This is a genomic window from Myxococcota bacterium (assembly GCA_035498015.1).
GTDB lineage: Bacteria > Myxococcota_A > UBA9160 > SZUA-336 > SZUA-336 > VGRW01.
Genome location: DATKAO010000048.1, coordinates 1 through 23,707 on the forward strand (window position 1 = coordinate 1; position 23,707 = coordinate 23,707).

24 protein-coding genes are annotated in these 23,707 nt (G+C 73.2%); 16 read left to right on the forward strand and 8 right to left on the reverse strand.

The window, feature by feature from the left end; genetic code table 11:
• Positions 1 to 32: 32 nt before the first annotated feature.
• The 3 genes from VMR86_03900 to VMR86_03910 are packed head-to-tail and all read right to left on the reverse strand — an operon-like array spanning position 33 to position 3,028.
• The gene (locus VMR86_03900) at positions 33 to 902 is read right to left on the reverse strand and encodes a M48 family metallopeptidase (GenBank protein ID HTO06178.1); all 870 of its coding nucleotides are present in this window, start codon (positions 900 to 902) and stop codon (positions 33 to 35) included.
• A complete protein-coding gene (locus VMR86_03905) occupies positions 899 to 2,062 on the reverse strand; it encodes an ATP cone domain-containing protein (GenBank protein HTO06179.1) in 1,164 nt (387 codons plus the stop codon). Before VMR86_03905 ends, VMR86_03900 begins: the two co-directional genes overlap by 4 nt.
• A gap of 15 nt (positions 2,063 to 2,077) precedes the next feature.
• The gene (locus VMR86_03910; protein HTO06180.1) at positions 2,078 to 3,028 is read right to left on the reverse strand and encodes a Ppx/GppA family phosphatase; all 951 of its coding nucleotides are present in this window, start codon (positions 3,026 to 3,028) and stop codon (positions 2,078 to 2,080) included.
• Positions 3,029 to 3,235: 207 nt separating this feature from the next.
• On the opposite strand from VMR86_03910, the gene VMR86_03915 reads away from it, so the two are divergent.
• Genes VMR86_03915 through VMR86_03925 form a run of 3 tightly spaced genes read left to right on the forward strand, consistent with a single transcriptional unit; the run spans position 3,236 to position 5,631 of the window.
• Positions 3,236 to 4,336 carry an AAA family ATPase gene (locus tag VMR86_03915; protein ID HTO06181.1) on the forward strand — a complete coding sequence of 367 codons (1,101 nt, stop codon included), beginning with the start codon at positions 3,236 to 3,238 and terminating at the stop codon, positions 4,334 to 4,336.
• 30 nt (positions 4,337 to 4,366) lie between these two features.
• Positions 4,367 to 5,128, forward strand: a complete 762-nt coding sequence (locus VMR86_03920; protein ID HTO06182.1) for a hypothetical protein — start codon at positions 4,367 to 4,369, stop codon at positions 5,126 to 5,128.
• Entirely contained in the window at positions 5,125 to 5,631 is a 507-nt protein-coding gene (locus tag VMR86_03925) for a hypothetical protein (GenBank protein ID HTO06183.1), read from the forward strand. The genes VMR86_03920 and VMR86_03925 overlap by 4 nt, the downstream gene beginning before the upstream one ends.
• On the opposite strand, the gene VMR86_03930 is transcribed toward VMR86_03925, so the two are convergent.
• Positions 5,628 to 6,401, reverse strand: a complete 774-nt coding sequence (locus VMR86_03930; GenBank protein ID HTO06184.1) for an EI24 domain-containing protein — start codon at positions 6,399 to 6,401, stop codon at positions 5,628 to 5,630. The genes VMR86_03925 and VMR86_03930 overlap by 4 nt on opposite strands.
• On the reverse strand, positions 6,398 to 7,753 hold the full coding sequence (locus VMR86_03935) for a phosphomannomutase/phosphoglucomutase (GenBank protein HTO06185.1): 1,356 nt from the start codon (positions 7,751 to 7,753) through the stop codon (positions 6,398 to 6,400). Before VMR86_03935 ends, VMR86_03930 begins: the two co-directional genes overlap by 4 nt.
• 62 nt (positions 7,754 to 7,815) lie before the next feature.
• Here VMR86_03935 and VMR86_03940 point away from each other — a divergent pair, with 62 nt between their 5' ends.
• Positions 7,816 to 8,010, forward strand: a complete 195-nt coding sequence (locus VMR86_03940; GenBank protein HTO06186.1) for a twin-arginine translocase TatA/TatE family subunit — start codon at positions 7,816 to 7,818, stop codon at positions 8,008 to 8,010.
• 28 nt (positions 8,011 to 8,038) lie between these two features.
• Here the strand turns inward: VMR86_03940 and VMR86_03945 are convergent, their stop codons facing one another.
• Positions 8,039 to 9,733 carry a zinc-ribbon domain-containing protein gene (locus VMR86_03945; protein HTO06187.1) on the reverse strand — a complete coding sequence of 565 codons (1,695 nt, stop codon included), beginning with the start codon at positions 9,731 to 9,733 and terminating at the stop codon, positions 8,039 to 8,041.
• Between the two features lie 68 nt (positions 9,734 to 9,801).
• Between VMR86_03945 and VMR86_03950 the strand changes: the two genes are divergently transcribed.
• Genes VMR86_03950 through VMR86_03965 form a run of 4 tightly spaced genes read left to right on the forward strand, consistent with a single transcriptional unit; the run spans position 9,802 to position 12,824 of the window.
• Positions 9,802 to 10,773 (forward strand): ArsA family ATPase, encoded by a 972-nt coding sequence (locus VMR86_03950; protein HTO06188.1) that lies wholly within the window; start codon positions 9,802 to 9,804, stop codon positions 10,771 to 10,773.
• Positions 10,770 to 11,945 carry an ArsA-related P-loop ATPase gene (locus VMR86_03955; protein ID HTO06189.1) on the forward strand — a complete coding sequence of 392 codons (1,176 nt, stop codon included), beginning with the start codon at positions 10,770 to 10,772 and terminating at the stop codon, positions 11,943 to 11,945. The genes VMR86_03950 and VMR86_03955 overlap by 4 nt, the downstream gene beginning before the upstream one ends.
• Positions 11,938 to 12,288: a hypothetical protein gene (locus VMR86_03960; GenBank protein HTO06190.1), complete on the forward strand. Its 351-nt coding sequence runs from the start codon at positions 11,938 to 11,940 to the stop codon at positions 12,286 to 12,288. Before VMR86_03955 ends, VMR86_03960 begins: the two co-directional genes overlap by 8 nt.
• Complete coding sequence (locus VMR86_03965; protein ID HTO06191.1) at positions 12,276 to 12,824, forward strand: polyhydroxyalkanoate synthesis regulator DNA-binding domain-containing protein; 549 nt, start codon at positions 12,276 to 12,278, stop codon at positions 12,822 to 12,824. The genes VMR86_03960 and VMR86_03965 overlap by 13 nt, the downstream gene beginning before the upstream one ends.
• 87 nt (positions 12,825 to 12,911) lie before the next feature.
• Here the strand turns inward: VMR86_03965 and VMR86_03970 are convergent, their stop codons facing one another.
• Together VMR86_03970 and VMR86_03975 are read right to left on the reverse strand one after the other, a co-directional pair.
• Positions 12,912 to 14,003: a lysophospholipid acyltransferase family protein gene (locus tag VMR86_03970; GenBank protein ID HTO06192.1), complete on the reverse strand. Its 1,092-nt coding sequence runs from the start codon at positions 14,001 to 14,003 to the stop codon at positions 12,912 to 12,914.
• Positions 14,000 to 15,001, reverse strand: coding sequence for an NAD-dependent epimerase/dehydratase family protein (locus VMR86_03975; GenBank protein HTO06193.1), 1,002 nt, complete (start codon positions 14,999 to 15,001; stop codon positions 14,000 to 14,002). The genes VMR86_03970 and VMR86_03975 overlap by 4 nt, the downstream gene beginning before the upstream one ends.
• Before the next feature lie 56 nt (positions 15,002 to 15,057).
• Here VMR86_03975 and VMR86_03980 point away from each other — a divergent pair, with 56 nt between their 5' ends.
• From VMR86_03980 to mraY, 8 genes are all read left to right on the forward strand, one after another.
• Positions 15,058 to 16,110, forward strand: a complete 1,053-nt coding sequence (locus VMR86_03980) for a histone deacetylase (protein HTO06194.1) — start codon at positions 15,058 to 15,060, stop codon at positions 16,108 to 16,110.
• Positions 16,111 to 16,371: 261 nt separating this feature from the next.
• Entirely contained in the window at positions 16,372 to 16,806 is a 435-nt protein-coding gene (gene mraZ / locus VMR86_03985; protein ID HTO06195.1) for a division/cell wall cluster transcriptional repressor MraZ, read from the forward strand.
• Positions 16,803 to 17,723, forward strand: coding sequence for a 16S rRNA (cytosine(1402)-N(4))-methyltransferase RsmH (gene rsmH, locus VMR86_03990; GenBank protein ID HTO06196.1), 921 nt, complete (start codon positions 16,803 to 16,805; stop codon positions 17,721 to 17,723). Before mraZ ends, rsmH begins: the two co-directional genes overlap by 4 nt.
• Complete coding sequence (locus tag VMR86_03995; protein ID HTO06197.1) at positions 17,717 to 18,049, forward strand: cell division protein FtsL; 333 nt, start codon at positions 17,717 to 17,719, stop codon at positions 18,047 to 18,049. The genes rsmH and VMR86_03995 overlap by 7 nt, the downstream gene beginning before the upstream one ends.
• Complete coding sequence (locus VMR86_04000; protein HTO06198.1) at positions 18,046 to 19,779, forward strand: penicillin-binding protein 2; 1,734 nt, start codon at positions 18,046 to 18,048, stop codon at positions 19,777 to 19,779. The genes VMR86_03995 and VMR86_04000 overlap by 4 nt, the downstream gene beginning before the upstream one ends.
• On the forward strand, positions 19,776 to 21,248 hold the full coding sequence (locus tag VMR86_04005) for a UDP-N-acetylmuramoyl-L-alanyl-D-glutamate--2,6-diaminopimelate ligase (GenBank protein ID HTO06199.1): 1,473 nt from the start codon (positions 19,776 to 19,778) through the stop codon (positions 21,246 to 21,248). The genes VMR86_04000 and VMR86_04005 overlap by 4 nt, the downstream gene beginning before the upstream one ends.
• Positions 21,245 to 22,627, forward strand: a complete 1,383-nt coding sequence (gene murF, locus VMR86_04010; protein HTO06200.1) for a UDP-N-acetylmuramoyl-tripeptide--D-alanyl-D-alanine ligase — start codon at positions 21,245 to 21,247, stop codon at positions 22,625 to 22,627. The genes VMR86_04005 and murF overlap by 4 nt, the downstream gene beginning before the upstream one ends.
• The gene (gene mraY, locus VMR86_04015; protein ID HTO06201.1) at positions 22,627 to 23,706 is read left to right on the forward strand and encodes a phospho-N-acetylmuramoyl-pentapeptide-transferase; all 1,080 of its coding nucleotides are present in this window, start codon (positions 22,627 to 22,629) and stop codon (positions 23,704 to 23,706) included. Before murF ends, mraY begins: the two co-directional genes overlap by 1 nt.
• Position 23,707 lies beyond the last annotated feature (1 nt).

Sequence of the window (23,707 nt, forward strand, 5' to 3'; positions counted from 1 at the left end):
TCACCTGGGCGGGCGGCGCATTGTACGCCGAACTAGTCGCTGTCGTCCGATCGATCGTGGTCCTCGCTGCCGTCGCTCTTGTCTTCCTTCTCGCGATCGGTGCCGAGGATCAGCTTGAGTCTCTCCTGGATGATCGGGAGCCTCGGGTCGTCGAACTTCAGCTGATCCGATCCCGGGTACTTCTTGATCTCGTTGCGCACGTTCTGGATGCGCTCGTCGGTCGCGGGATGGGTGGCGAGAAACTGCACGCCGCCGCCGCTGCCGTACTCCTTCTTGAGCGTCTCGAACAAGGTGACCATGCCCTCGGGGTTCCAGCCGGCGTTGGTCATGGTCTCGACTCCCAGCGCGTCGGCCTGGCGCTCCGCGTCGCGCGAGAAGGTGGTCATGAACGCCTGACCCGCGACGCCCGCGCCGACGCCGCCCAGGTTCCCGAGATAGGGGTTGCCGGTCACGATCGCGACCGCGAGCGCGAAGACGTTCGCCACGAAGCTCGTGCCCTTGGCCTTGTTGATGTTCTTGGCCACGTGGCGCGCAGTCACATGGCCCATCTCGTGCGACATCACGCCCGCGAGCTCGGCGCCGTTCTTCACCGCCAGGAGCAGCCCGGTGCGGATGTACACGGCGCCGCCCGGAATGGCGTCGGCGTTGATCGCCTCGTCCTCGACCAGATAGAAGCGGAACTCGAACGGCGAGGGCCGCGCCGAGGCCGCGAGCTGGGCGCCGAACTGGCGGATGTAGTTCACGCACACCGGGTCGCGGACGAAGGTCATCTCCTTGCGCCGCTGGGCCTGGATCTGCGCGCCGATCTCCTTCTCTTCCTCCACCGAGATGGTGCCGCAGGCGCTGGTGGCGGCCGCGAGCGCGACCAGCGCCGTGACCTTGCGGAGCGTTCGCGCGGTCACTCGGCCCCCTCTTCGACTGCCTGCGCCTGGGTTTTCTCCAGGGTCGCGATGACGGCCCGGATCACCGACACCACCGCGGTGTCGAACTGTACGTTGTCCACGATCGGCAATCCGTAGCGCTCGGCTTCAGCGACGAGATAGCGCTGGATGGCCAGGATCTCGTCGAAGTGCTCGAGGTAGCGGTCCGCCGAGCGGTTGCGGGCCTTCATGTTGCGGGTCGAGAAGCGCCCCCGGTACGCCTCGGGGTCGAGCGCACCCGTCATCACGAACGTCACGTGCGCCCGGCCGGCGAAGCGCCCCAGCTCGAGCATGCCCGGCACCAGGTTGGCGCCCTCGATGAGAAGACTCGTGTTCTCCTCGACCGCGCGCTCGAGCAGTGCGTGCACGCCGACCGCGATCTTCTGTGCCTGCTCGCGGAAGCCCACGACGACCGGGTCGCCGACCAGCGAGGTGGCGCGCGGCAGCGCGAGGTAGGCGTCGAAGGTGGAGCAGTGGATCTCGGGCATGAGGTCCGGCGAGAACATGAGACGCATGATCTGGCGGATCGAGTCGGTGCCGATCACGCGCGGCAGCTCGAGGCGCCGCGCGACCTCGATCGCGAGCGACGTCTTGCCGGAGCCGGTGGCGCCGCCGATCAGCACCAGGCTGGGCTTCCCGTCGTCGCGCGCAGCGCGCCACAGCCGGTACCAGGCGGCCGGGATGGGGCCGTCGGTGCGCTCGATCGTGGCGGCGACCAGGTGCCGCAGCTCCGTGCGGTCGATCGCCGAGCGGCCCTGACTCAGGAGACTCTGCTCGATCTCGCGCGCCGCGTCGTAGGCGTCCGTGGGCTCCAAGCCCGCGCCCATCAGCGAGACCGCCAGGATGCCCTTCGAGAACGGGCTCCACGAGCCGTCCTCCTCGATCACGCGCGGCGGCTCGACGGGCGTGATCGCGCCGAGCGCGTCGAGGTCGTAGCGGTCGTCGAGCAGCTCTTCGACCAGGGTGGAGAGCTCATCGACCCCCACCTTCCCGCGCGCCGCGATCCGGTCGCGCACCGCGGTCGCGGTCTGAAAGGCGACATCGAACGGAACGCCCCGCGTCACCAGTGACTGCACGAGGATCCCGCGCATGAACGGCCGCGGCCCGTCGGGGCCGACGACCACCAGGACTGGCTCTTCCACGGAAAGTCGACGGTATCAAAAGAGCTTGTGGCCAGCGAGGATGCGCAGCGCGACGCCGTGCCGCACGCCGCGCTCCGAGACCGTGAAGCGGGTCGCGCGCAGGCGCAGCAGCGCCACCTCGAGACACACGAGCCCGGCCACGATCACGTCGGCGCGGCCCGGCTCGAGCCCCGGCAGGCGGCGCCGCTCCGGAACGCCCAGATGCGCCAGCCGCTCGATCCACTGCACCAGCCGCGCGCGCTCGAACGCGAAGCCCTCGACGCGCGCCGGGTCGTACGGCTCGAGCCGCTGCTCGAGCGCCGCCAGCGTGGTGGCCGTGCCCGCGACCGCCACGATCGCGGCGTTCGCCGGCAGCCCGCCGGGCAGCGCGCGCGCGAGCGGGTCGCTGGCCACGAGCACGTGGTCGCGCAGCGCCGCGAGGTCGGCGGCGGGGATCGGGTGGCGCGGCAGGTGGGCCTCGGTGAGCCGCACGCTGCCCAGCGGCAGCGAGACACCGCGGATCGGCGCGCCGGCGGCCTCGCGCCAGGCGACCTCGGTGCTGCCACCGCCGACGTCGATCACGGCCAGCGCCCCCTCGACGCTGCGGCGCGTGGCCTCCACGGTGAGCTCGGCCTCCTCGTCGCCGGTGAGCACGCGCGCGGCGTCGACCAGGCCGTCGCGCACCAGCTCGCCGAGAAACTGTGAGCCGCCCCGCGCTCGGCGCAGCGCCTCGGTGCCGACCGCCACCAGTCGCTCGACGCCGTCCGTTCGAGCAAGAGCCGCGAACTCCGAGACGGCTGCGCGGGTGCGCGCGATCGCGTCGGGCGCGAGCTCGCCGCGCTCGAAGACACCCTGCCCCAGGCGGGTGATCCGGGCCTGGTCACGAATCACACTCCCGTCCGCGGCCATGACCAGCAGCAGAATGGTGTTCGAGCCCAGGTCGAAGACACCGATCCGGCGCGGTCCGACGTGTTCTGCATTGGCCATTGCTTTCTCCTGCTGCTACCGTTCGTCGCGTTCCATGGGGGGTAGGGAACTTGAGGGAGATCCCGCGATCTGCCTCGGCCGATCTGGGTAGTCCGAGGGACGCGATCCGCGTGCAGCGCGCGCAGAGAGTCCCTCCGACCCTCTCACTCTTCCACCCCACCGTCCGCGCAGGCGTTCTAGCTGTCTCGTAGTCGTGGGGAGGGACAGATGCGCTGCATTGCGGTGATGAACCAGAAGGGTGGCTGCGGAAAGACCACCACCGTGGTGAGTCTGGCCGGGTGTCTCGCGGCCGAGGGTCACTCGGTGCTCGTGGTCGACATGGACCCGCAGGCACACGCCACGCTCGGGCTGGGCGTCGATCCGGAAGAAGTCTCCGACAACCTGTACGACGTGCTGTCCGAGCCGGAGGGCGCGGGTGCGAAGCTGGGCGACGTGATCGTCGCGGCGGCGGACCACCTCGACGTCGCACCGTCGGGCGTCATCCTGTCGGCGCTGGAGCAGAAGCTCACCGCCGAAGGCGCGCGCGGCCGCACCGAGAGACTCGCCGCCGCGCTGGCGAAGCTCGACAAGGCCTACGACTTCGGGCTGATCGACTGCCCGCCCAACGTGGGCATCCTGACCTTCAACGCGCTGCGCGCCGCGCAGGAAGTGATCATCCCGCTCGAGACCAGCTACTTCTCGATGCACGGCGTCGCGAAGCTGCTCGAGACGATCGCGCTGCTCGAAGACCGCATCGGTCACTCGCTGAAGATCCGCATTCTCCCGACGTTGTTCGACGGGCGAACGCGTTTTGCCAAGCGCGCCCTGGCCGAGATCCGCGAGACCTACAAGGACCTGGTGTTCGACTCGGTGATCCGCTCCAACGTGCGGCTGCGCGAGGCGGCGCAGCGCGGCGTGCCGATCGCCACGCTCGACCGGCGCTCCTACGGCTTCGTCGACTACATGTCGCTCGCGCTCGAGGTCCTGTACGACCGCGAGGAGGACGAGGCCGCGCCGATCCCGGAGCCGCCCACCCCGCCCACCGACGCCGAGATCAACAACGCCGGCGCCAAGGGGGTCGTGTTCACCTTCAAGGACCCGCGCGTGCGCGACGTGCAGCTGGCGGGCGACTTCAACAACTGGGTTCCCGACCAGGGCGTCGAGACGCGCCAGGGTCCGGGCGGGACCTGGGAGAAGGTCGTGCGCCTGGGACCGGGCGTGTACCAGTACCGCTACTTCGTCGACGGCGAGTGGACGCCCGACCCGAGTAATCCGCGGCGGGTCGAGGGCCCGGCCGGCGGGGTAAACTCGGTCCTGATCATCAGCTAGAAAGCGGGCGCGACGCGCCCGAGTCGATCGGTGGCGCGCAGCAAGAACCTCGGAGACGTCCTCCACTACTTCATTCCGGAGGACGAGCAGAGCGCGGCGCGCGAGCGGGCGGCGGCGAGCGAGAGCGAGCCCGCGAGTCACCCGGCCGAGGGCCCGGCGCCGCGTGTGTGCGTGGCGACCGGCCCGGAGCGGCTGTTGTGGTGCGCGCTCGCGCTCGAGCTGGCGGGCACGCTGGCCGTGGAGCGCGGCAGCGCGCGGGTCGAGGCCTCGTTCGTGCCCTCGCCGCTCCTGCCCATTGTGCCGGGCGTGCGCGTCTCGAGCGGGGAGCGCGGCCCGGCCGAGCTCGCCGCGGCGATCGCCGCCGGCGAGCTGGAGGAGCCGGTGGTCGCGCTCGAGCGGCCCGAGCGCCTGGCGCAGCTCTTGGCGAGCCCCGCGCGGACCTTTCTCGACGAGATTCTGGTGCCGGTCGACGCATCGGCCGGCGGCGTCGCGCGCGCGCTGCGCGTGCTGCGCGAGATCGCGCCCGCGCTCTCGGGCGCGCGCGTGCTCGCCTGGCTCGTGGGCGCGCGCAGCGCGGCCGAAGCCGGCGAGCTGGGCGAGCGCCTGGCTGCCGCGGCACGGCGCCAGCACGGGCTCGAGGTCGAGGTCGCGCCCGCCCTGCCGAGTGACCCGCAGCTGTTCCGCGCGCTCCTGCGCGGGGAGTCGGTGCACGTGAGCGACGACGGGACGAGCGCCGGCGCGCGGGAGCTGCGCGCGCTCTCGCGGCGCCTCGCGCTCGGGCGCGCCGCGTGAGCGAGACGCGCTGGACGCTCTTCTCGCGCGGCGACCGGGTCCACGGGCGCACCTGGAAGCCCGCGCGCCGCGGGCGCCTGCCCGTGGTGGTGCTGTGCACGGCCGACGGCCGCTCCGCCGGCGACTGGGTCGAGCGCGCGCGCGCCGCCTGGTCGCCGCGCGCGGCCGTGGCGAGCTTCGACCTGGTGCTGTGCGGCACCCGCCATAGCGACAAGCTGTCGGCGGAGGCGCTCGACCCGAGTCACCCGATCGCCGCGCGCCTGCGCGCGGACCTCGAGGCGCAGACCGCCGCCGACCTGGTCGAGGTCGTGGCCCGGCTGCGCGCCGACCCGGAGCTCGATCCCGCGCGCGTGTCGCTGGTCGGTGTGGGCCTCGGCGCGCGCCTGGCGCGCGGCTTCGCGGCGGGCGCGCACGGCCTCGCGGCCGTGGAGCTGCACCCCGAAGTGACTGCCGCCGAGGACGGCTGGCTGCGCGCGCTGGCCGAGCGCGTCGCGCCGGGCTAGCGGCGGTTCGGCGGGCCGAGCTCGAGCACGAGCAGCGTGCCGGCCGCGACCAGCCACGGCAGACACACGAACGAGAGACCGGGCACCGCGAACAGCACGAGCGCGAAGCCCCCGAACGAGAGCATCTCGAGGCTGTGACTCGTGAGCCAGCGCCGGCGCGCGGCGAACGAGACCTCGCGCCGGTCGAGCGCGAAGCCCGTGTAGGCCAGCGGCAGGAAGAGCGCGGCGAAGCCCAGCCCCGCCGCGGCCGCGAACGGCTGCAGGCCCGGCACGAGCCCGGCCGCGAGCAGCAGCCCTTCGACCGCCAGGAAGAACGCGAAGCGCTGGCCCTCGGCGACGACCGCGCGCAGCGAACGGCGCAGCGCGGCCCGGGCCCCGCGCGGCGCCTCGAACGGCCGCTCCGCGGCGAGTCTCTCGACCCGCTCGGACAAGACGTCGAGAAACGGCGCGGCGATCACTCCGCCCAGCAGGGTGAAGCCGAAGTAGAGCGCGACGCCGAAGGCCGCGATCAAGAACAGCTTCACCAGCGCCGCGAGCAGCCACAGCGGTCCGGCGACCAGATAGCCCCACCAGTGACTCGGCGTGGGCACCTCGAGCCAGCGCTGGAGCGGCTCGGCCAGGGCGCCCAGGTGCGCGAAGAACAAGCTCGCCGCGGCCGCGAACGCCGCCAGGTTCAGCGCGAAGGGCACCGCGATCCAGGGCCAGAGCGAGCGCTCCCGCCGCAGCATGAGCGCCGCGCGCCGCAGGACGCGCGGCGCGGCCCAGCTCACGAGGCCTCGATCAGCGCGAGGATCTTGTCGCGCTCGCGCGCGAGTGACTCGTCGTCGGGCGCCTCGAGGTTGAGGCGCAGGAGCGGCTCGGTGTTCGACGGGCGCAGGTTGAACCACCAGCTCGGGTAGGTCACGGTGAGTCCGTCGAGCTCGTCGGCGGCACCGTCGGGGAAGGCCGCGCGCACCCGGGCGAGCGCGCGCGCCACGTCGGGCACGCGCCGGTTGATCTCGCCGCTCTGGCGGTAGCGGCGGTAGGGCTGCCACAGCTCCGACAGCGGCCGTGCGCGCACCGCCAGGGTCTCGAGCAGGAGCAGCATCGCCGCCGCGCCGTCGTCGGCGATGTAGCCGGCGGGGAAGCGGAAGTAGTAGTGACCCGAGAGCTCGCCGCCGAAGCAGGCGCCGCGCTCGCGCATGACCGCCTTCATGAAGGCGTGACCCACGCGGCCGCGGACCGGCTCCGCGCCCCGCGCGCGCATCGTCTCCGGCACGACGCGGCTCGAGCGCAGGTCGTACAGCATCGGCTGGCCGCGCTTCGCGCCGAGCAGCCCGCGCTCGAGGATCACGTCGCTGAACAGCGCGGTCGTGAGGTCGGCGGGAATCGCCTCGCCGCGCTCGTCCACGAACACCGCGCGGTCCCCGTCGCCGTCGAAGGCGATGCCCAGGTCGGCGCGCTCCGCCTTCACCGCGCGCTGCAGGTCGTGCAGGTTCTCGGGCTTGAGCGGATCGGCCTCGTGGTTCGGAAAGCTGCCGTCGGGCTCGAAGTACATGCGGCTGGCGCTGAGCGGCAGGCGCTCGAGCAGGCCCGAGAGCGCCTCGCCCGCGATGCCGTTCCCCGCGTCGATCACCGCGCGCAGGCGCGCGCGCGCCGGGAACAGCGCGAGCAGCATGTCGAAGTAGGCCGCCTTGAAGTCGCGCCGAGTGACTCCGGCGCGCGCCGCGGGCGCAGGCTCGTGCTCGAGCGCGAGCGCGCGGTCGCGAATCGCGGCCAGCCCCGACTCGATGCCGATCGGCACGGCGTTCGGACCGCACAGCTTGAACCCGTTGTAGCGGCCCGGGTTGTGCGACGCGGTGATCATGGCGCCGCCGCCCGCACCCGAGCTCGCGACGGCGAAATAGAGCTGGGGCGTCGAGACACGCCCGACGTCGATCACCTCGCGTCCCTCGGCGCGCAGTCCGGCGTGGAAAGCGTCGCGCAGCTCGTCGGCGCTGGCGCGCATGTCGTAGCCGACGGCGATCGGCCCGCGCTCCAGGTGGCGGGCGAAGGCGCGGCCCGTGGCCAGCGCCGTGCGCGCGTCGAGCTCCTCGGGCACCAGTCCGCGGACGTCGTAGGCCTTGAAGATTCCCGGCTTCATGGCGGCGCAGTGTTCCGGGTCGCTCGGTTGACTTCAACCAGGGTCACGCCGATCCTCCCGGCATGTTCGGATTGGGCGTTCCCGAGCTGCTGGTGATCCTCTTGATCGTGGTCGTGCTCTTCGGAGCCGGCCGACTGCCGCAGATCGGCGCGGGCCTGGGCGAGGGCATCAAGAACTTCCGCTCCGCGCTCAAGGCGCCTCCCGAGATCGACGTCACGCCGAAGAACGGCGACGACCAGAAGCCGCCCCAAGCTTAGCGCGCGCTCATCTCGCGCGGCGAGTGAGTCAGTCCGGCTCCGGGGCCGGCGACGCGGGCACCACGGCGTCCGGCTTCACCTGCGACGGCTGCGGCGCCGGCGCAGGCGCGCTCGGAGTGGCGAGCTGCGTGTCGTGGGCCGGGGCCGGAGGTGTGACTGGTGCGGGCGCGGGCGGTGTGGCCGGGGCGGCGAGCTGCGTGTCGTGGGCGGGCAGCGCGGCCGGCGCGGGCGCCGGTGGCGGGGTCGTGGCGGTGGCGATGCCGGGCGGCAGCACCGCCTTGCCCTGCGCGAGATTCACCTGGACGCGGCGCGCCGCGGCCGGCGGGTCCGCGAGCAGCGCCGTGAAGCCGGTGATTTGCGGACCCACGCCCGAGAGCTCGCCCGCGCTCGAGGCGAGGCGCACCGTGAGCGCGTCGGGGGCGATCTCGGCGTCGTCGAGGCGCTCGAGCCAGGCGCGGCGCGGCTCGCCGACGCGTTCGCCGGAGTTGCCGAGCAGCGCGACTTCGACCTCGGGCGGCGGCGCGGCGCCGTTCGGGAACAGGTTGCCGCGCACCACCAGCACGCGTTCGCCCAAGCTGTCGCGCGCGACGAAGGTCTCGACGTCGGTCGCGACCCAGCCCGCGCCCTCCTCCGCCTGCGTGCTCGCGAGCGTGGCGGCCCGCTGCAGCGCGAGGCCGCGCAGCGCGCCGCCCAACAGCGCGACGCCCACCAGCGCCGCGACCACGCGCGCGATCAGGCCGGCCGGGCTCGGCGCCTCGGGATCGAAGACCGCTGCCTGGCGCTTCTTGCCGCCCGCGCCCTGGTCGAACAGAGTGACCGGCTTCGACTCGCTGGCCGCGATCGGCACGTCGCTCGCGCCCTCGGCGTCGCCCGCGCCCAGCCCGAACGAGGCGCCCACGTCGAACACGCTCTTGGCCTCGGACTCGTCCGACTGAGTGAGTGACTCCCAGCCGGGATCGCTCTCCTCCTCGTCGCCCAGCCCCGCGCCGAACGCCGCGTCGATCTCGGACTTCGCCGACTTCGGCGCGGCGGGCTTGGGCGCCGGCACGGGCGGCCGGATGATCGGCGTGAGCGTGGCGACCGGCTTGGCGGGCTTGTCCTTCGCGGGCCGCAACGACGGCGGAGCCTCGCGCGGCGTGGCCGCGGGAGGCTCGTCGCCCAGCATGAAGCGGCTGCGTGTGTCGTCGTCATCGTCGGAGGCGGGGTCCGCGAGCGACTCGGCGAACTCGACCCTCGGTCCCTTGGCGAGCTTGGGCGCGCCGGCGTCGAGCATCTCCTGCGCCGTCTTGCCGCCCGTCTCGACCACGCGCACCTCGGGCACCTGGTCGGGCTCGAGGTCTGGCGAGGGCGGACGCGCCGGCTCGGGCTGCGGCGTGGCCGCCACGGCTTCGGGCTCAGGCTCGGACTCGGGCTCCGGCTCGCGCTCGGGTGCACCCTTGGCGCGCTTGGGCGTTTCGGACACCGAGTTTCCCTCGAAGAGAAACTCCGGGTTCTCGAGGTCGTCGCCGCCGCCGCCCCCGGGCGGGGCCTCGGTCTCGCGGCTCTTCGTCTCGGTGCGCGCGCTAACATCGGGCCCGGAGTTCGGGCTCGAGGTCGTTCCGGACGAGGGCGTGATGTGAAAGCGGTGGTGGCAGCGCGAGCAGCGCACGCGCGCCCCCTTTTCGGGAATGCGCGCGTCCGCGACGTGGAAGCGTGTCTCGCAGTTCTCGCACTGGACGATCATGTTGCCCCGGCCGCAGCGGTCCTCGGCGCGTTCTTCGTCGCGGAACGCCCGCCGCTTGAGTCGCGCACGTGACAGGAACGCTCGCTGCGCTCCTGTCGCGCCGTCTCTTGCTCGTGACCGGAAAGGGCGGCACGGGGAAGACCAGCGTCGCCGCGGCGCTCGGGCTCCTGGGGGCGCGCTCGGGCCGCCGCACGCTGGTGGTGGAGCTCGGCGACTCCGACGCCGTGCGCGAGCTGCTGGCCGGCGCGAGCGGGCGCGCCGAGCGCAGCCGTGAGCCGGAGCGGATCGGGCCGGAGCTGTTCGCGTTGCAGCTCGTGCCCGAGCACGCGCTCGAGGAGTATCTCGCGCTGCAGCTCCACGTGCGCATGGTGGCGCGCGCGATCGTGGGCAACACCGGCTTCCACCGCTTCCTCGACGCCGCGCCCGGCTGGCGCGAGCTGATCACGCTCGGAAAGCTGTGGCACCTGACTTCGCTCGAGCAGCGCGGCGGGGCGCCGCTCTGGCCGCTGATCGTGGTCGACGCACCCGCGACGGGTCACGGTCTCTCGCTCTTGTCGGTGCCCAACGTGGTGCTCGACACCGTGCGCATGGGCCCGCTGCGCCGCAACACGGACCGCGTGCACGAGCTCATGACCGACGCGGCGCAGACCTGGGTGCTGCCGGTCACGCTGCCCGAGGAGCTGCCGACCAACGAGACACTCGAGCTGCGCGCGCGCGTGCGCGAGCTCGGCATGAGCCTGGGGCCGGTGATCGCGAACGGCGTCGAGCCGCCGCTGGGCCTGCCCGACCCGGAGCGCGCGCTGGCGTGCCTGGCGCGGCTGCCGCGCGGCGCCGCGCCCTCGCCGCTGGCCGAGCCCGAGATCGTGACTGCAGCCGCGCGCCACCGGCTCGCGCGCGCGCGCATGCAACGCGAGTATCTCGACCTGCTGGCGCAGAAGACCGGCGCAGCGCCGATCGAGCTGCCCTGGCTCGCGGGAGGCGTCGACGGGCCCGAGGGCGCCGGCGCGCTGGCCGACCGCCTGCAAGAGGCGCTGGCGTGAAGCCGGACCGCTGGCTCGACTGCCGCGTGCTGGTCACCGTGGGTACGGGCGGCGTCGGCAAGACCACCATCGCCGCCGTGCTCGGGCTCGAGGCCGCGCGCGCGGGCAAGCGCGTTCTGGTCATGACCATCGACCCCGCGCGCCGCCTGGCCGACGCGCTCGGCACCGGGCCGCTCGACCACACGGCGCGCGAGGTGCCGCCCGCCGTGCTGCGCGAGCTCGGCGCGCCCGAGGGCGCGAGTCTCTCGGCGCTCATGCTCGACACCAAGCGCACCTTCGACGAGCTGGTCGAGCGCCTGGCCAAGGATCCGGCGGCGCGCGAGCGCATCTTCGCCAACGCGATCTACAAGAACCTGTCCGACGCGCTCGCGGGCAGCCGCGAGTACTCGGCCACCGAGAAGCTCTTGCAGATGCACAGCGAGGGCCGCTACGACCTGATCGTGCTCGACACGCCGCCTGCGGCGCACGCGCTCGACTTTCTCGACGCGCCCCGGCGGCTGTCCGGGTTTCTCGACGGCCAGTTCCTGAAGCTCTTGCTGCATCCCGCGGCGGTGGTCGGGCGCGCCAGCCTGCGCCTGTTCCGCAGCGGCTCGGAGTTCGTGCTGCGCGTGCTCGAGCGAGTGACGGGCCTGGAGTTCCTGACCGCGATCTCGGAGTTTCTGCTGGTTTTCGAGGAGCTGCTCGCGGGCTTCAGCGAGCGCGCGCGCGAGGTCGCGCGCCTGCTGCGTGACCCGGCCTGCGGCTTCGTGCTGGTCGCGGGCCCCGACCTGGCGCAGGCGCGCCGTGCGCAGGCGTTCTGGGAGCGGCTGTCGGCCGAGGGCATCCACCTGGTGGGGCTGGTGCTGAACCGCGTGCACGTCTGGCCGGGTCCGGGCGCGCCGCCCGCCGACGACCCGGCCGAGGCCGCGCGCGCCGAGCGGTGGCTCGCGAGCGCCCTGGCCGGGCAGGACCCGACGCTGTCCGCCGCCGACTCCGCGCGCGCGCTGGTCGGCGCGGCGCGCGCGCAGGCCGCGCTCGCCCGCCGTGACACAGAAGTGCGTCAGGCGCTGGAACGCGCGCTGCCGCTCGAGGCCGACGCGCTGCGCGTGGTGCCGCTGTTCGCGGACGAGGTGCGCGCCACGGCCGGGCTCGCGCGCATCGCGCGCGAGATCTTCGGAGCGCGCGATGGCTGACTCGGGCGAGCGCGTGCTGCGCCACCTGCTGCGCGCGGGCGAAGAGCTGGCCGCGCTCGCCGGCGCCGTGCTCGAGCTGCTCGCGGAGCGCGCGCCCGCGCGCGCGGACTGGCACGCGGCGCTGCTCTCCGAGTCGCAGCGCTGGGCCGCGCGCGCGCACGGCGACCCGGCCGCGGCGCGCGTCGCGGAGCTGTTCGCGGCGCTGGCCGAGGTGTTCGCCGAGCCCGCGCCGGGCGCCGCGCGCGCGGAGCCGCAGCCGGGCCGTGCAGGGCGCCGAGACACGCGGCGGAAGTTTGACCCCCCTCCGGGGCGGTGGGATACTCCGGCGCGATGGCGATCCTGATCAAGCGCTACGCGAACCGCAAGCTCTACAACACGGAGTCGAGCCGGTACATCACGCTGCGGGGTATCTCGGAGCTGGTGCGCGAAGGCCAGGACATCTGTGTGATCGACAACGAGACCGGCGAGGAGATCACGCCGATCGTGCTCTCGCAGATTCTGGTCGACGACCAGAAGGAGAACCGCGACCGCGACGGCGCGGTGTCTGGCACGCTGCTCGCCGAGCTGATCCAGCGCGGCGGCGACGCGCTCTACAGCCTGGTGCGGCGCGGCGTCGGCGACGTCGAGACGAACCTGAACGAGATGCGCGACAACGTGAAGCGCTGGATCCGCACACCGGGCGACGTCGCGCGCGTGGAAGCGGCCGACATCCGCGAGACCGTGCACAGCGCGGTCGAGCGGGTGCTGCGCGTGGCCGACCTGCCCACGCGCGGCGACCTCGAGGCGCTGAACAAGAACCTCGAGCGGCTGGCCGCGGCGCTCGAGAACTTCGAGGCCCGCCTCGCCGCCGGAGACTCGAGCCGCGACCGCTCGCTCTGACCGACGCCCCCGGGAGCGAAGTCAGTCAGCCCTGAGCGAGGGCCGCAAGCGACGCAGTCGCGCGCAGTGAGGCGAAGCCGAACGAAGTCAAACAAACACGGACCGGCGACGGGGCAGCTCCTCGTCGAGCAGCGTCTGGATGGCGCCGCGCACGCGCTCGCGCGTGCGGTTCACGTACAGCGGGTCTGCGGCGCGCTCGGGCGCGACGTCGTCGAACCAGATCGGCTCGCCGAAGCGGATGCGCCAGCGGCTGGGCAGCGGAACCACGCCCAGCGGCCCGAGCAGTGGAAACGTGGGAGTCACCGGGAGCGGCACACCGATCAAGCGGCGCACGATGCGCGGCTCGAACAGGATCGGGTGCACCTCTTCCGAGCCGATCACCGCCACCGGCACCAGCACCGCGCGCAGCCGCACGGCGAGTGACACGAAGCCGCCGCGCGCGAAGCGCTGCAGCCGGTAGCGCTCGCGGAACGGCTTCAGCGCGCCCTTCTGGCCCTCGGGAAACGCGATCACCCACTCGTTCGCCGCGAGCAGTCTCTCGGCGTTCTCGGCGCAGGCGCGCACCGCGCCCAGCCGCGCCAGGCGCGACTGCGAGAACGGCAAGGTCGCGATCCAGTCCGACACGAGCGGGCGCGGCCGCCGGTGCGACGAGTGAGTCCGCTCGACCGCGTGCGCGATCATGAGCGCGTCCCAGGGCAGGATGCCGGCGCTGTTGGACACGAACAGCACGCGCGGCGCGTCGGGTACGCCCTCGATGCCGCTCACGTCGACGCGCCACCAGGTGTCGTACAGCCAGTCGAGCCAGCGGCGCGCGAGCGCGAGATAGCGCGCGTCGAGGCCGAAGTCGTCGACCTCGGCCGAGATGTCGCCCGAGCTCGGGAGCGCCACCCGCTCGCGCAGTGACTCGTAGATCTGGACGACGTCGATCTGCTCGAGCCGCGCGCCCAGCTCGGCGCGCAGCCAGCCCAGCCAGCCCGGCGCTGCGGGCGGCGGCGGCTCGGCCTCGAACGCGAGCAGCTCCTCGTCGGACGCAGGCTCGGCGCCCGTCGGCGCGTCGGGCGCAGCGAGCCCCTCGGCCGCGGGCTCGCCCACGCCGAAGCGCTGCTCGAGCTCGCGGCGCAGCGAGCGCACCGAGGCGCGCAGCTCCGCCAGCACCTCGGGCGGCACTTCGCGACTCACCGGTAGCCCCGCAGCTTGCGCGCCACGACGAAGCTCATCCAGGCCTCTTGCGTGGTGTAGAGCGGCTCGAAGCCGAGCTGCTCGCGCGCGCGCCGCGTGTCGACCAGCCAGCCGAAGCGCAGGTGGTCCCAGAAGGCCTCGGGCAGGTCACCGGTGCGCGCGAGTGAGTCGAGCCGCGCGGCCCCGTACAGGAGCGGGTGCGGCAGCGGCACGCTGCGTTTGTCACCCAGCCGCAGCAGCGTCGACAGCGGCAGCACGCCGTCGCCGGCCAGGTTCCAGGGCCCGGGCGCGTCGCGCTCGAGCACGGTCTCGATCGCGTCGAGCCAGTCGTCCTCGTGCAGGAATTGCAGCAGCGGGTCGTAGCCGAGCAGCGTCAGCACGCGGCCGCTCTCGAAGCGGCGAGTCACCGCCGACTCGTAGCTCGGACCCATGATCCACGACGGGCGCAGCGCAGTCACCACCATGTCGCGATGGCGCTGCGCGAACAGGCGCAGCAGGCGCTCGAGCTCCGCGCGGTCGCGCGCGGCGTGAGCGTGCGGGTGCGGGCGCAGCTCGTGGTCCTCGGAGAGATAGCCCGGGTTGTCGGGGTGCGGGCCGTAGACCTGCGCGCTGCTCGTGACCACGAGCTTGCGCACGCCGGCCGCCGCCGCCGCGTTCATCACGTGCAGGGCGCCCACCACCTCGAGCTCGTGCGACAGCTCCACGTCGGGGTGCGGGTCGGTGAAGAAGGCCGCGTGCAGCACCGCCTCGCAGCCCTCCTTCTCGAGGATCTCCGCGACCCAGCTGTCGGCCGTCGGCTCGGTCAGGTCCACGCGATGGAAGCGGACCCGCCCCTCGAGCCGGCGCGGCAGGCGCAGGTCGAGCGCGACGATGCGCGGCGGGCTGTCCCCTTCGAGCAAGCGCTCCGCGGTGCGCGCGCCCGTGAACGTGCCGACGCCGGTGATCGCAACGGTCGCAAGGCCCCGGCGCCCAAGCTCTGGCTCTCGCCTGGCGGCCACAGCGCCGTTGTATCGTCCAGGCGCCGGAGTGTGTCAATCGCCGCTATGCTGCGCGCGTGGCTGACTCACGCCCGCTCGTCGTGCGCGACCCGCGTTTCCAGGAGCACCGGCCCCCGCGCGCGCACCCCGAGTGCCCGGAACGCCTGCAGGCGATCGAGCGCGCGCTCGACGGCTTGTCCGACCGGGTGCGCGCCGTCGCGCCACGCGAGGCCACGACCGACGAGCTCTTGCTCGCGCACCACCGCCAATACCTCGACGCGCTCAGCCCGCTCGAGGGTCGCTCGGCGCAGCTCGACCCCGACACCTATGCCTCGCCGCGCTCGCTCGAGGTGGCGCGGCTCGCGGCCGGATCGCTGGTCGACCTGGCGCTGCGGGTCGCGCGCGGCGAGGCGAAGCGCGCCTTCGCGGCGCTGCGTCCGCCGGGCCACCACGCCGAGCAGGGCGCGCCCATGGGCTTCTGCCTGTTCAACAACGTGGCGATCGCCGCGCAGGCGCTGCGCGCGCGTGCCGGCGTCGAGCGGGTGGCGATCGTCGACTGGGACGTCCATCACGGGAACGGCACCCAGCACCTGTTCGAGGGCGAGCGCGACGTGCTCTTCGCCTCGCTGCACCAGTTCCCGTTCTATCCCGGCACCGGTGCGCTCGACGAGCAAGGCCACGAGCGCGGCCTGGGCGCGACCGTAAACCTGCCGCTCCCCGCCGGCTGCGGCGACGCGGAGTACGGGCTGTTCTTCGACGAGCTGCTCGTGCCCATGCTGCGCTCCTTCCGGCCCGAGGTACTGCTCGTGTCGGCGGGCTTCGACGCGCACGCGGCCGATCCGCTCGGCGGCATGGAGGTCTCGACCGCCGGCTTCGCGGCGCTCACCGAGCGCATGTGCGCCGTCGCCGACGAGGTGTGCGGCGGCCGGCTCGTGCTCGCGCTCGAGGGCGGCTACGACCTGGCGGCGCTGGGCGAGTCAGTCGCCGCGAGCGTGGCGGTGCTCGCCGAAGCCTCGCCGCGGCCGCGCAAGCTCGCGCTTCCGGGTCCGGGTGGGATGCGCATGGCAGAGAAATTTCGCGCCGCCCACGCGAGTCACTGGCCCGTGCTCGAGCGCCGCGTCCAGGCCTGACCCGCCGGACCCCCACCGGTTGAGTCTCTCGCCGGTGAACACCCTAGATGCAGTGGGCGCAACGCGCTCGCACGCCTCGGTCCGAGGTGCCTGATTTTTCTGGGACTTTTTTGTATTTCGGGGTTGACTCGTGGGATCGAGTGGAGGTAGCATCCAACTCAGTGGGATAGGGCCCCAAGACTTCCAGGTGCTGATCAGGGGGGGAGCACCGAGGTCTTGGGGCCCCCTTCTCACCGGTGCGCGCGGGAGCCGGTGTACGGGATGTTCTGGGGATGTCACGAACACGTTCTCGATGAAAAGGGTCGCACCAGCCTCCCGAAGGAATTTCGCGACCTTCTGACTCGTTCGAGCGAGTCACCCTGGCTGACGGCGGGCGCGCAGTGTCTCACGATCTTCCCGCCCGACGTGTTCAAGAAGCTGCGCGAGCGACTCACCGCGGAGGTGCTGAACGACTCCGCAGAGGCGCTCGAGAGACTCATCGTCGGCAGCGCCACGCCCTGCCTCGTCGACCGGCAGGGCCGGATCCTGATTCCGACGCCGCTGCGCCGCCGCGCGCAGCTCGAGCGCGAGATCGTGTTCACGGGACTCACCGACCGGGTCGAGATCTGGGACCGCGCGCGCTACGAGGCCGCGATCGCGAACACCCAGGAGAACTACGCCCAGCACTCGCGGCTGCTGCGGGGCTCGACGAAGTGACTCGCGCGCACGCGCCGGTCATGGTCGACGAGGTGCTGGAGCTGCTCGAGCCGCGCCCCGGCGCGCGCATGGTCGACGCCACCACCGGCCACGGCGGGCACGCCGAGGCGCTCCTGGGCCGGATCGGCCCGGACGGCGTGCTGGTGGGCCTGGACCGCGACGCGGAAATGCTGGCGGTGGCCGAGGAGCGCCTGGCGCGCTTCGGGCCCGCCGCCCGGCTGTTCCACGCGCGCTTCTCGTTCCTGCGCGAAGTGGTGACCGGCGCGGGCGTGGCGCCCGTCGACGGCGTGCTCTTCGACCTGGGCGTGTGCTCCGAGCAGCTGGACCGGGTCGAGCGCGGCCTGTCGTTCCGGCCCGGCGACGCGCTCGTTCCGCTCGACATGCGCATGGACCGCAGCCGAGGCGAGACCGCCGCCGAGCTTCTGGCGCGCATCGGCGAGGAAGAGCTGGTCGAGCTCCTGCGCCGGGGCGGCGTGCCGTTTCCGGCCCGGGTCGCCCGGGCGCTCCTGGCGCACCGGCCGATCGAGACCGTGCAGGCGCTCTTGGCGGCGCTCGAAGGCGTCCGCCTGCCCCGCCGCCGGCACCACCCGGCGACGCTCGTGTTCCAGGCGCTGCGGATCGCGGTGAACGAGGAGCAGGACGAGCTCGACGCGGGCCTCACGTCGGCGGTCGAGGTGCTGGCGCCGGGCGGCCGGCTGGCCGTGCTCTCGTACCACTCGGGTGAGGACCGGCGCGTGAAGGAGTTCCTGGCCCGCGAGTCGCGCGGCTGCATCTGCCCGCCGCAGCTTCCGGTGTGCGGCTGCGGGCGCCAGCCGCGCATGCGCCTCCTGGGACGCAGCCGCGGGCCGTCCGCCGCCGAGGCGCGGCGCAATCCGCGCGCGCGCAGCGCGCGCCTGCGCGGGGGCGTGCGGTGCTGAACTCGCGCCTGCGCCACAGCGGGCCGTGGTTCCAGGCCCTTCTCGCTCTGGCGCTCGGTGTGATCGCGGCTTCGGGGGGCCTGGTGTACGTGCGCACGCGGCTCACGTCGCTGCGCTACGAGCTGGGCCGCCGGGTCGCGCAGGAGCACGAGCTCTCGCTCGAGGTCGAGCGACTGCGCATCGAGGCCACGGCGCTGTCCGCGCCCGAGCGCATCGAGCCGCGCGCGCGCGCGCTCGGACTCACCTACCCCAAGCCCGACCAGGTCGTCGCGCTCGAGCCCGACGGCCACACCCTGAGTCACGTCGCGGCCGGGAGCAAGCGGTGAGCCGTCCGCGGCGCGTCAAGCGCCGCGCGGGACTGCGCCCGGCCCGGCTCGATTTCATCGCCGGCGTGGCGCTGCTCGGCTTCGCGGCGCTGTTCGCGCGCGCGATCCAGCTGCAGACGCTCGATGCCGACTGGCTCTCCGACCGCGCCGGCAAGCAGGCCTCGACCACCGTGTCACTCGAGGCGTTGCGCGCCGACCTCGAGGACCGGCGCGGCACGGCGCTGGCCGTGTCGGCCACGGTGGACTCGGTCGGCGGCTGGCCCAAGCGCATCGCGGACCCGCGCGCAGCGGCACGCGCGCTCGCGCGTCCGCTCGGCGTGCCCGCGCGCGAGCTCGAGTCACGCCTGGCGCGCGGCTCGGGCTTCGTGTGGCTGCAGCGCTGGGTGTCTCCGGACGCCGCTGCACAGGTGACTCGCTTGAACCTGGCGGGCGTGCAGCTGATTCCCGAGCGCCGCCGCTTCTACCCCAACGGCGACCTGGCCGGCCCGCTGCTCGGCTTCGCGGACCGTGACGGCCGCGGGCTGTCGGGCGTGGAGCTCGAGTTCGACCGCGAGCTGCGCGGAGTGAGTGCGGCCTTGTCCGCGCAGCGCGACGCGCACGGCAACGTCCTGCCCACGGTGGCGAGCGCTCCCGCGGCCCGCACCGGGCGGCCCGTACGGCTGGCGATCGACGTGCGCCTGCAGCACTTCGCCGAGAGCGCGCTCGCCGAGGCGCTGCGCAAGACCGGCGCGCGCCACGCGACCCTGGTCGCGATGGACCCGCGCACGGGTGAGATCCTGGCGCTGGCCGAGGCGCCGGGCTTCGACCCGAACCGCTTCTGGCTCGAGGACAAGTCGCTCTACCGCGCGCGCGCCTTCGTCGACGGCTTCGAGCCCGGCAGCACGCTCAAGCCGTTCTCGGTGGGGGTGGCGCTCGACGCGGGAGTCACCACGCCCGACGAGGTGTTCGACTGCGAGAACGGCCGCTTCAAGATCGGCCGGCGCGTGATCCGGGACTTCCACCCGCACGGTCCTCTCAGCGTGACCGAGATCGTGAAGTTCTCGTCGAACATCGGCGCCGCCAAGATCTCCGAGCGCGTGGGCGCGCGGCGCCTGGTCGACGGCTTGCGCTCGTTCGGCTTCGGCGACGTGCCGGGCAGCGGCTTCCCGGGCGAGATCCCCGGCATGCTGCGCGAGCTGCGCGAGCGGCAGGCGGTCGAGCGCGCGAACCTCTCGTTCGGTCAGGGGATCAGCGTGACTCCGGTGCAGCTCGTGGCGGCGATGGCGGTGTTCGCGAACGGCGGCCACCGCGTGACCCCGCGCCTGCTCGCGCTGCGAAGCGAGGGCGAAGCGCACCCGGCGGAGCCGGGTCCGCGCGTGATCTCCGAACAGACCGCGCGCGCGGTGATGGCGATGCTGCGGGCCGTCGTCGAAGGCGGCACGGGCACGCAGGCGGCGCTGCCCAACGTGCCGGTGGCGGGCAAGACGGGCACCGCGCAGAAGGTGAAGGAGGGGACGTATTCGCAGAAGGACTACATCGCGTCCTTCGTCGGGATCGCGCCCGCCGCGGCGCCGCGCTTCGTGATCGGGATCTTCATCGACGAGCCGCAGGGCCTGCACACGGGCGGCGCGGTCGCGGCGCCCGTGTTCCGCGAGGTGGCCGCCTACGCGCTCGACCAGCTCGGCGGCGCGCCCGAGGCACCGGTCCGCCAGGTCGAGACCCACGCCCAGGACGAGGCGGACCGCGGATGACCGCGAGCTTGCGCGAGCTGGTGGCCGACCTCGACGCGCGCGTCGCCGGAGCGGCCGACGTGCGCGTGCTCGACGTGGCGAATGACTCGCGCCGGGTGCGCCCCGGCAGCCTGTTCGTGGCGCTGCGCGGTGCGCAGACCGACGGCCACCGCTTCGTGGGCGAGGCGCTGGCGGCCGGCGCCTCGGCGCTCCTGGTCGAGGAGTCACCGGCCGCGCTGCCGGCCGGCGTGGGCGTGGCCGTGGTGCCCGACTCGCGCCGGGCGTTGGCCGACGTGGCGGCGCGTTTCTTCGGCCACCCCGCCCGCTCGCTGCTCCTGGTCGGAGTCACCGGGACCAAGGGCAAGACCAGCACCGTGCGCCTGTGCGAGTCGGTGCTGCGCGCGGGCGGCCGACGCGCGGGCAGCCTGGGCACGATCTCGGTGCGCTGGCCCGGCTTCGAGGAGACCGCGGCGCTGACCACGCCGGAGTCACTCGAGCTGCAGCGCTGGCTGGCGCGCATGCGCGACGCGGGCGTCGAGGCGGTGGCGATGGAGGTCTCCTCGCACAGCCTGGTGCTGGGCCGCGTGCGCGGCCTGCGCTTCGCGGTGGCGGTGTTCACGCAGCTCGCGCAGGACCATCTGGACTTCCACGGCGACCTCGAGAGCTACGGCCGCGCCAAGTCACTCCTGTTCGGGCCCGAGCACCTGGCCGGCACGGCGGTGCTGAACGCCGCCGACCCGTGGACCCCGCGCTACGCCGAGCTGGCGCGCGCCGCGGGCCGGCCGGTCGTGACTTACGGACGCGGCCGCGACTCGGGCGCCGACTTCGCGACCGTGGAGGAGCGCGTCGAGCTGGCGCGCTCGGCGCTGCGCGTGCGCGGGCCCGACGCCGAGCTCGCCGTGGACCTGCCGCTGCCCGGTGACTTCCAGATCGACAACGCGCTCGCGGCGCTGGCGGTGGGCCGCGTGCTCGGCATCCCCTGGGCGCAGGTGAAGCTCGGGCTCGAGACCTGCCCGCAGGTGCCGGGGCGCCTGGAGCGCGTGGGGGCCGAGGCCCCGGTCGTGCTGGTCGACTACGCGCACACCGCGAACTCACTCGAGCGCGTGCTCGCGACCGTGCGGCCGCTCGTGCGCGGCGAGCTGATCGCCGTGTTCGGCTGCGGCGGTGACCGCGACCGCACCAAGCGCGCGCCCATGGCGCGCGCGGCCTGCGCGAACGCCGACTACGTGATCGCCACCAGCGACAACCCGCGCACCGAGGACCCCGACGCGATCCTGCGCGACGTGGCGGTCGGCCTGTCGGGCGCCTTCGAGGTGATCGTCGACCGGCGCGCCGCGATCGGGCGCGCGATCGCGCGCGCACGCCGCGACGACTGCGTGGTGATCGCGGGCAAGGGTCACGAGGACTACCAGATCATCGGCCGCGAGAAGCGCCACTTCGACGACCGCGAAGAGGCGCTCGCGGCGCTGCGCGCGCGGGTGGCGTCGTGAGCTGGACGCTGGGCGAGCTGGCGCGTGCGTGCGGCGGCGAGCTGCGCGGCGCGGCCTCGACCGAGATCCGCAGTGTCTCCACCGACACCCGTACGCTCGGGCCCGGGGCGCTGTTCGTGGCCGTGAAGGGTGACTCGTTCGACGGCCACGACTTCCTGGCCGACGCGGCGCGCGCCGGCGCGGCCGCGCTTTTGGTGGCGCACGCGCCGGGCGCCGGCCTGCCGCTGCCGGCGATCGTGGTCGGAGATACGGTGGCCGCACTGGGCCAGCTCGCGCGCGCGCACCGCGCGAGGTTCGCGGGGCCGGTGGTCGCCATCACCGGCTCGAACGGCAAGACCACGACCAAAGAGCTGTGCGCGCGCGTGCTCGAGGCCGCGGGCCGCCGCGTCCGGCGCACGCCGGGCAACCTGAACAACCACATCGGCATGCCGCTCTCGATCCTCGGCCTGGCCCCGGGTGACGAAGCGCTGGTGGTCGAGATGGGCATGAACCACGCGGGCGAGATCGACGCGCTGGCCGCGATCGCGGAGCCGACGGTCGGCGCGATCACCAACGTGGCGCCCGCGCATCTGGGCATGCTCGGGTCACTCGAGGCGATCGCCAACGCCAAGGGCGAGCTGTTCGCGCGCCTGGGCGCGGGCGCGACCGCGATCGTGAACGCCGACGACCCGAACTGCGTGGCGCAGTCCGCGCGCTTCGCGGGCGCGAAGCTGCGCTTCGGGCTCGAGTCACCTGCCGACTTCCGCGGCCGGGTCGAGCGGGTCGAGCACGGCGCCGCGCATTACACGCTCGAGTGTCCCGCGGGCACGGCGCAGGTGCGCATGCGCGCGCCGGGCCTGCACCTGGTCGACGACGGCCTGTGCGCGGCGGCGGCGGCGTTCGCCACCGGGCTCCTGGGCCGCGACCCGCTCGAGGCGATCGTGAAGGGGCTCGAGGAGTTCGCCGGCGTGCCGGGCCGCGTGGCGCTGGTGCGGGCGCCGAACGGCCTGTTGGTGATCGACGACAGCTACAACGCGAACCCGCACTCGGTGGCGCGCGCGCTCGAGACACTCGCCGGGCTGCGCGCCGCGGGCCGCGCGTTCGCGGTGCTCGGCGACATGTTCGAGCTCGGCGACGACGCCGAGGCGCTGCATGCCGAGGTCGGACGGAAGGCCGCGGCCGCCGGGGTCGACGTGCTGGTGTGCGTGGGCGAGCTCTCGGCCAGCACGGCGAGCGCCGCGCGCGCCGCCGGGCTGGCCCGCGTGTTCGAGACCCGGAGCGCGGAGGAAGCCGCGCAGCACGTGCGCGCCCAAGCGCGCTCGGGCGACGTGGTCCTGGTCAAGGCCTCGCGCGGCATGAAGCTCGAGCGCGTGGTGAAGCTGCTCACGGAGACCTGCTGATGCTGTACCACCTGTTCTACGAGCTCCTGTCCCCGCAGGTCTCGGCCTTCAACGTCTTCCGCTATCTCACCTTCCGCAGCGTCGGCGCAGCCCTGACTGCGCTGCTGATCTCGTTCATCGCCGGGCCGGCGCTGATCCGCTGGCTCGAGAACCGCCAGATCGGCCAGACGATCCGCGAAGACACTCCGGACCGGCACCAGACCAAGCGTGGCACGCCCACCATGGGCGGCACGTTGATCCTCTCGGCCGTGATCACGAGCACGCTCTTGTGGGCGGAGTGGACCAACCCGTTCGTGTGGATCGTGCTGTTCGTGACCGTGGGCTGCGGCGTGATCGGCTTCGTGGACGACTACCGCAAGGCGATCCTGAAGAACCCGCAGGGCATCAGCGCGCGCGCGAAGTTCCTGGGTCAGTGCGCGGTCGCCGGCGTGGCCGCGGTGTGGCTGTACACGGTGCCGGAGTTCGACGCCGCGATCTCGCTGCCGCTCGTGAAGGGCTTTCACCCGTCGATCGGCTGGCTGTACATCCCGCTCGCGGTCGTGTTCATCGTGGGCTTTTCGAACGCGGTGAATCTCACCGACGGGCTCGACGGGCTGGCGATCGGGCCGACGATGACGGTGTCGGCGGTGGTCGGCCTGTTCGCCTACGTGGTCGGCAACACCGTGATCGCGAGCTATCTCGAGCTGAAGCACGTGCCGGGCGCGGGTACGCTCGCGGTGTTCTGCGCCTCGCTCATGGGCGCGGGGCTCGGGTTCCTCTGGTACAACACCTACCCCGCCTCGGTGTTCATGGGAGACACCGGCGCGCTCGCGCTGGGCGGCGCGCTCTCGACGGTCGCCATCATCATCCGCCAGGAGCTCGTGCTGGTCGTCGCCGGCGGGCTGTTCCTGGTCGAGATGTTCTCGGTGATGATCCAGGTCGTCTCGTTCAAGACGCGCGGCAAGCGTGTCTTCCGCATGGCGCCGATCCACCACCACTACGAGTTACGCGGCTGGGAAGAGCCGAAGATCATCGTCCGCTTCTGGATCATCTCGGTGATTCTCGGCCTGGTCGCGATTTCACTGCTGAAGCTTCGATAAC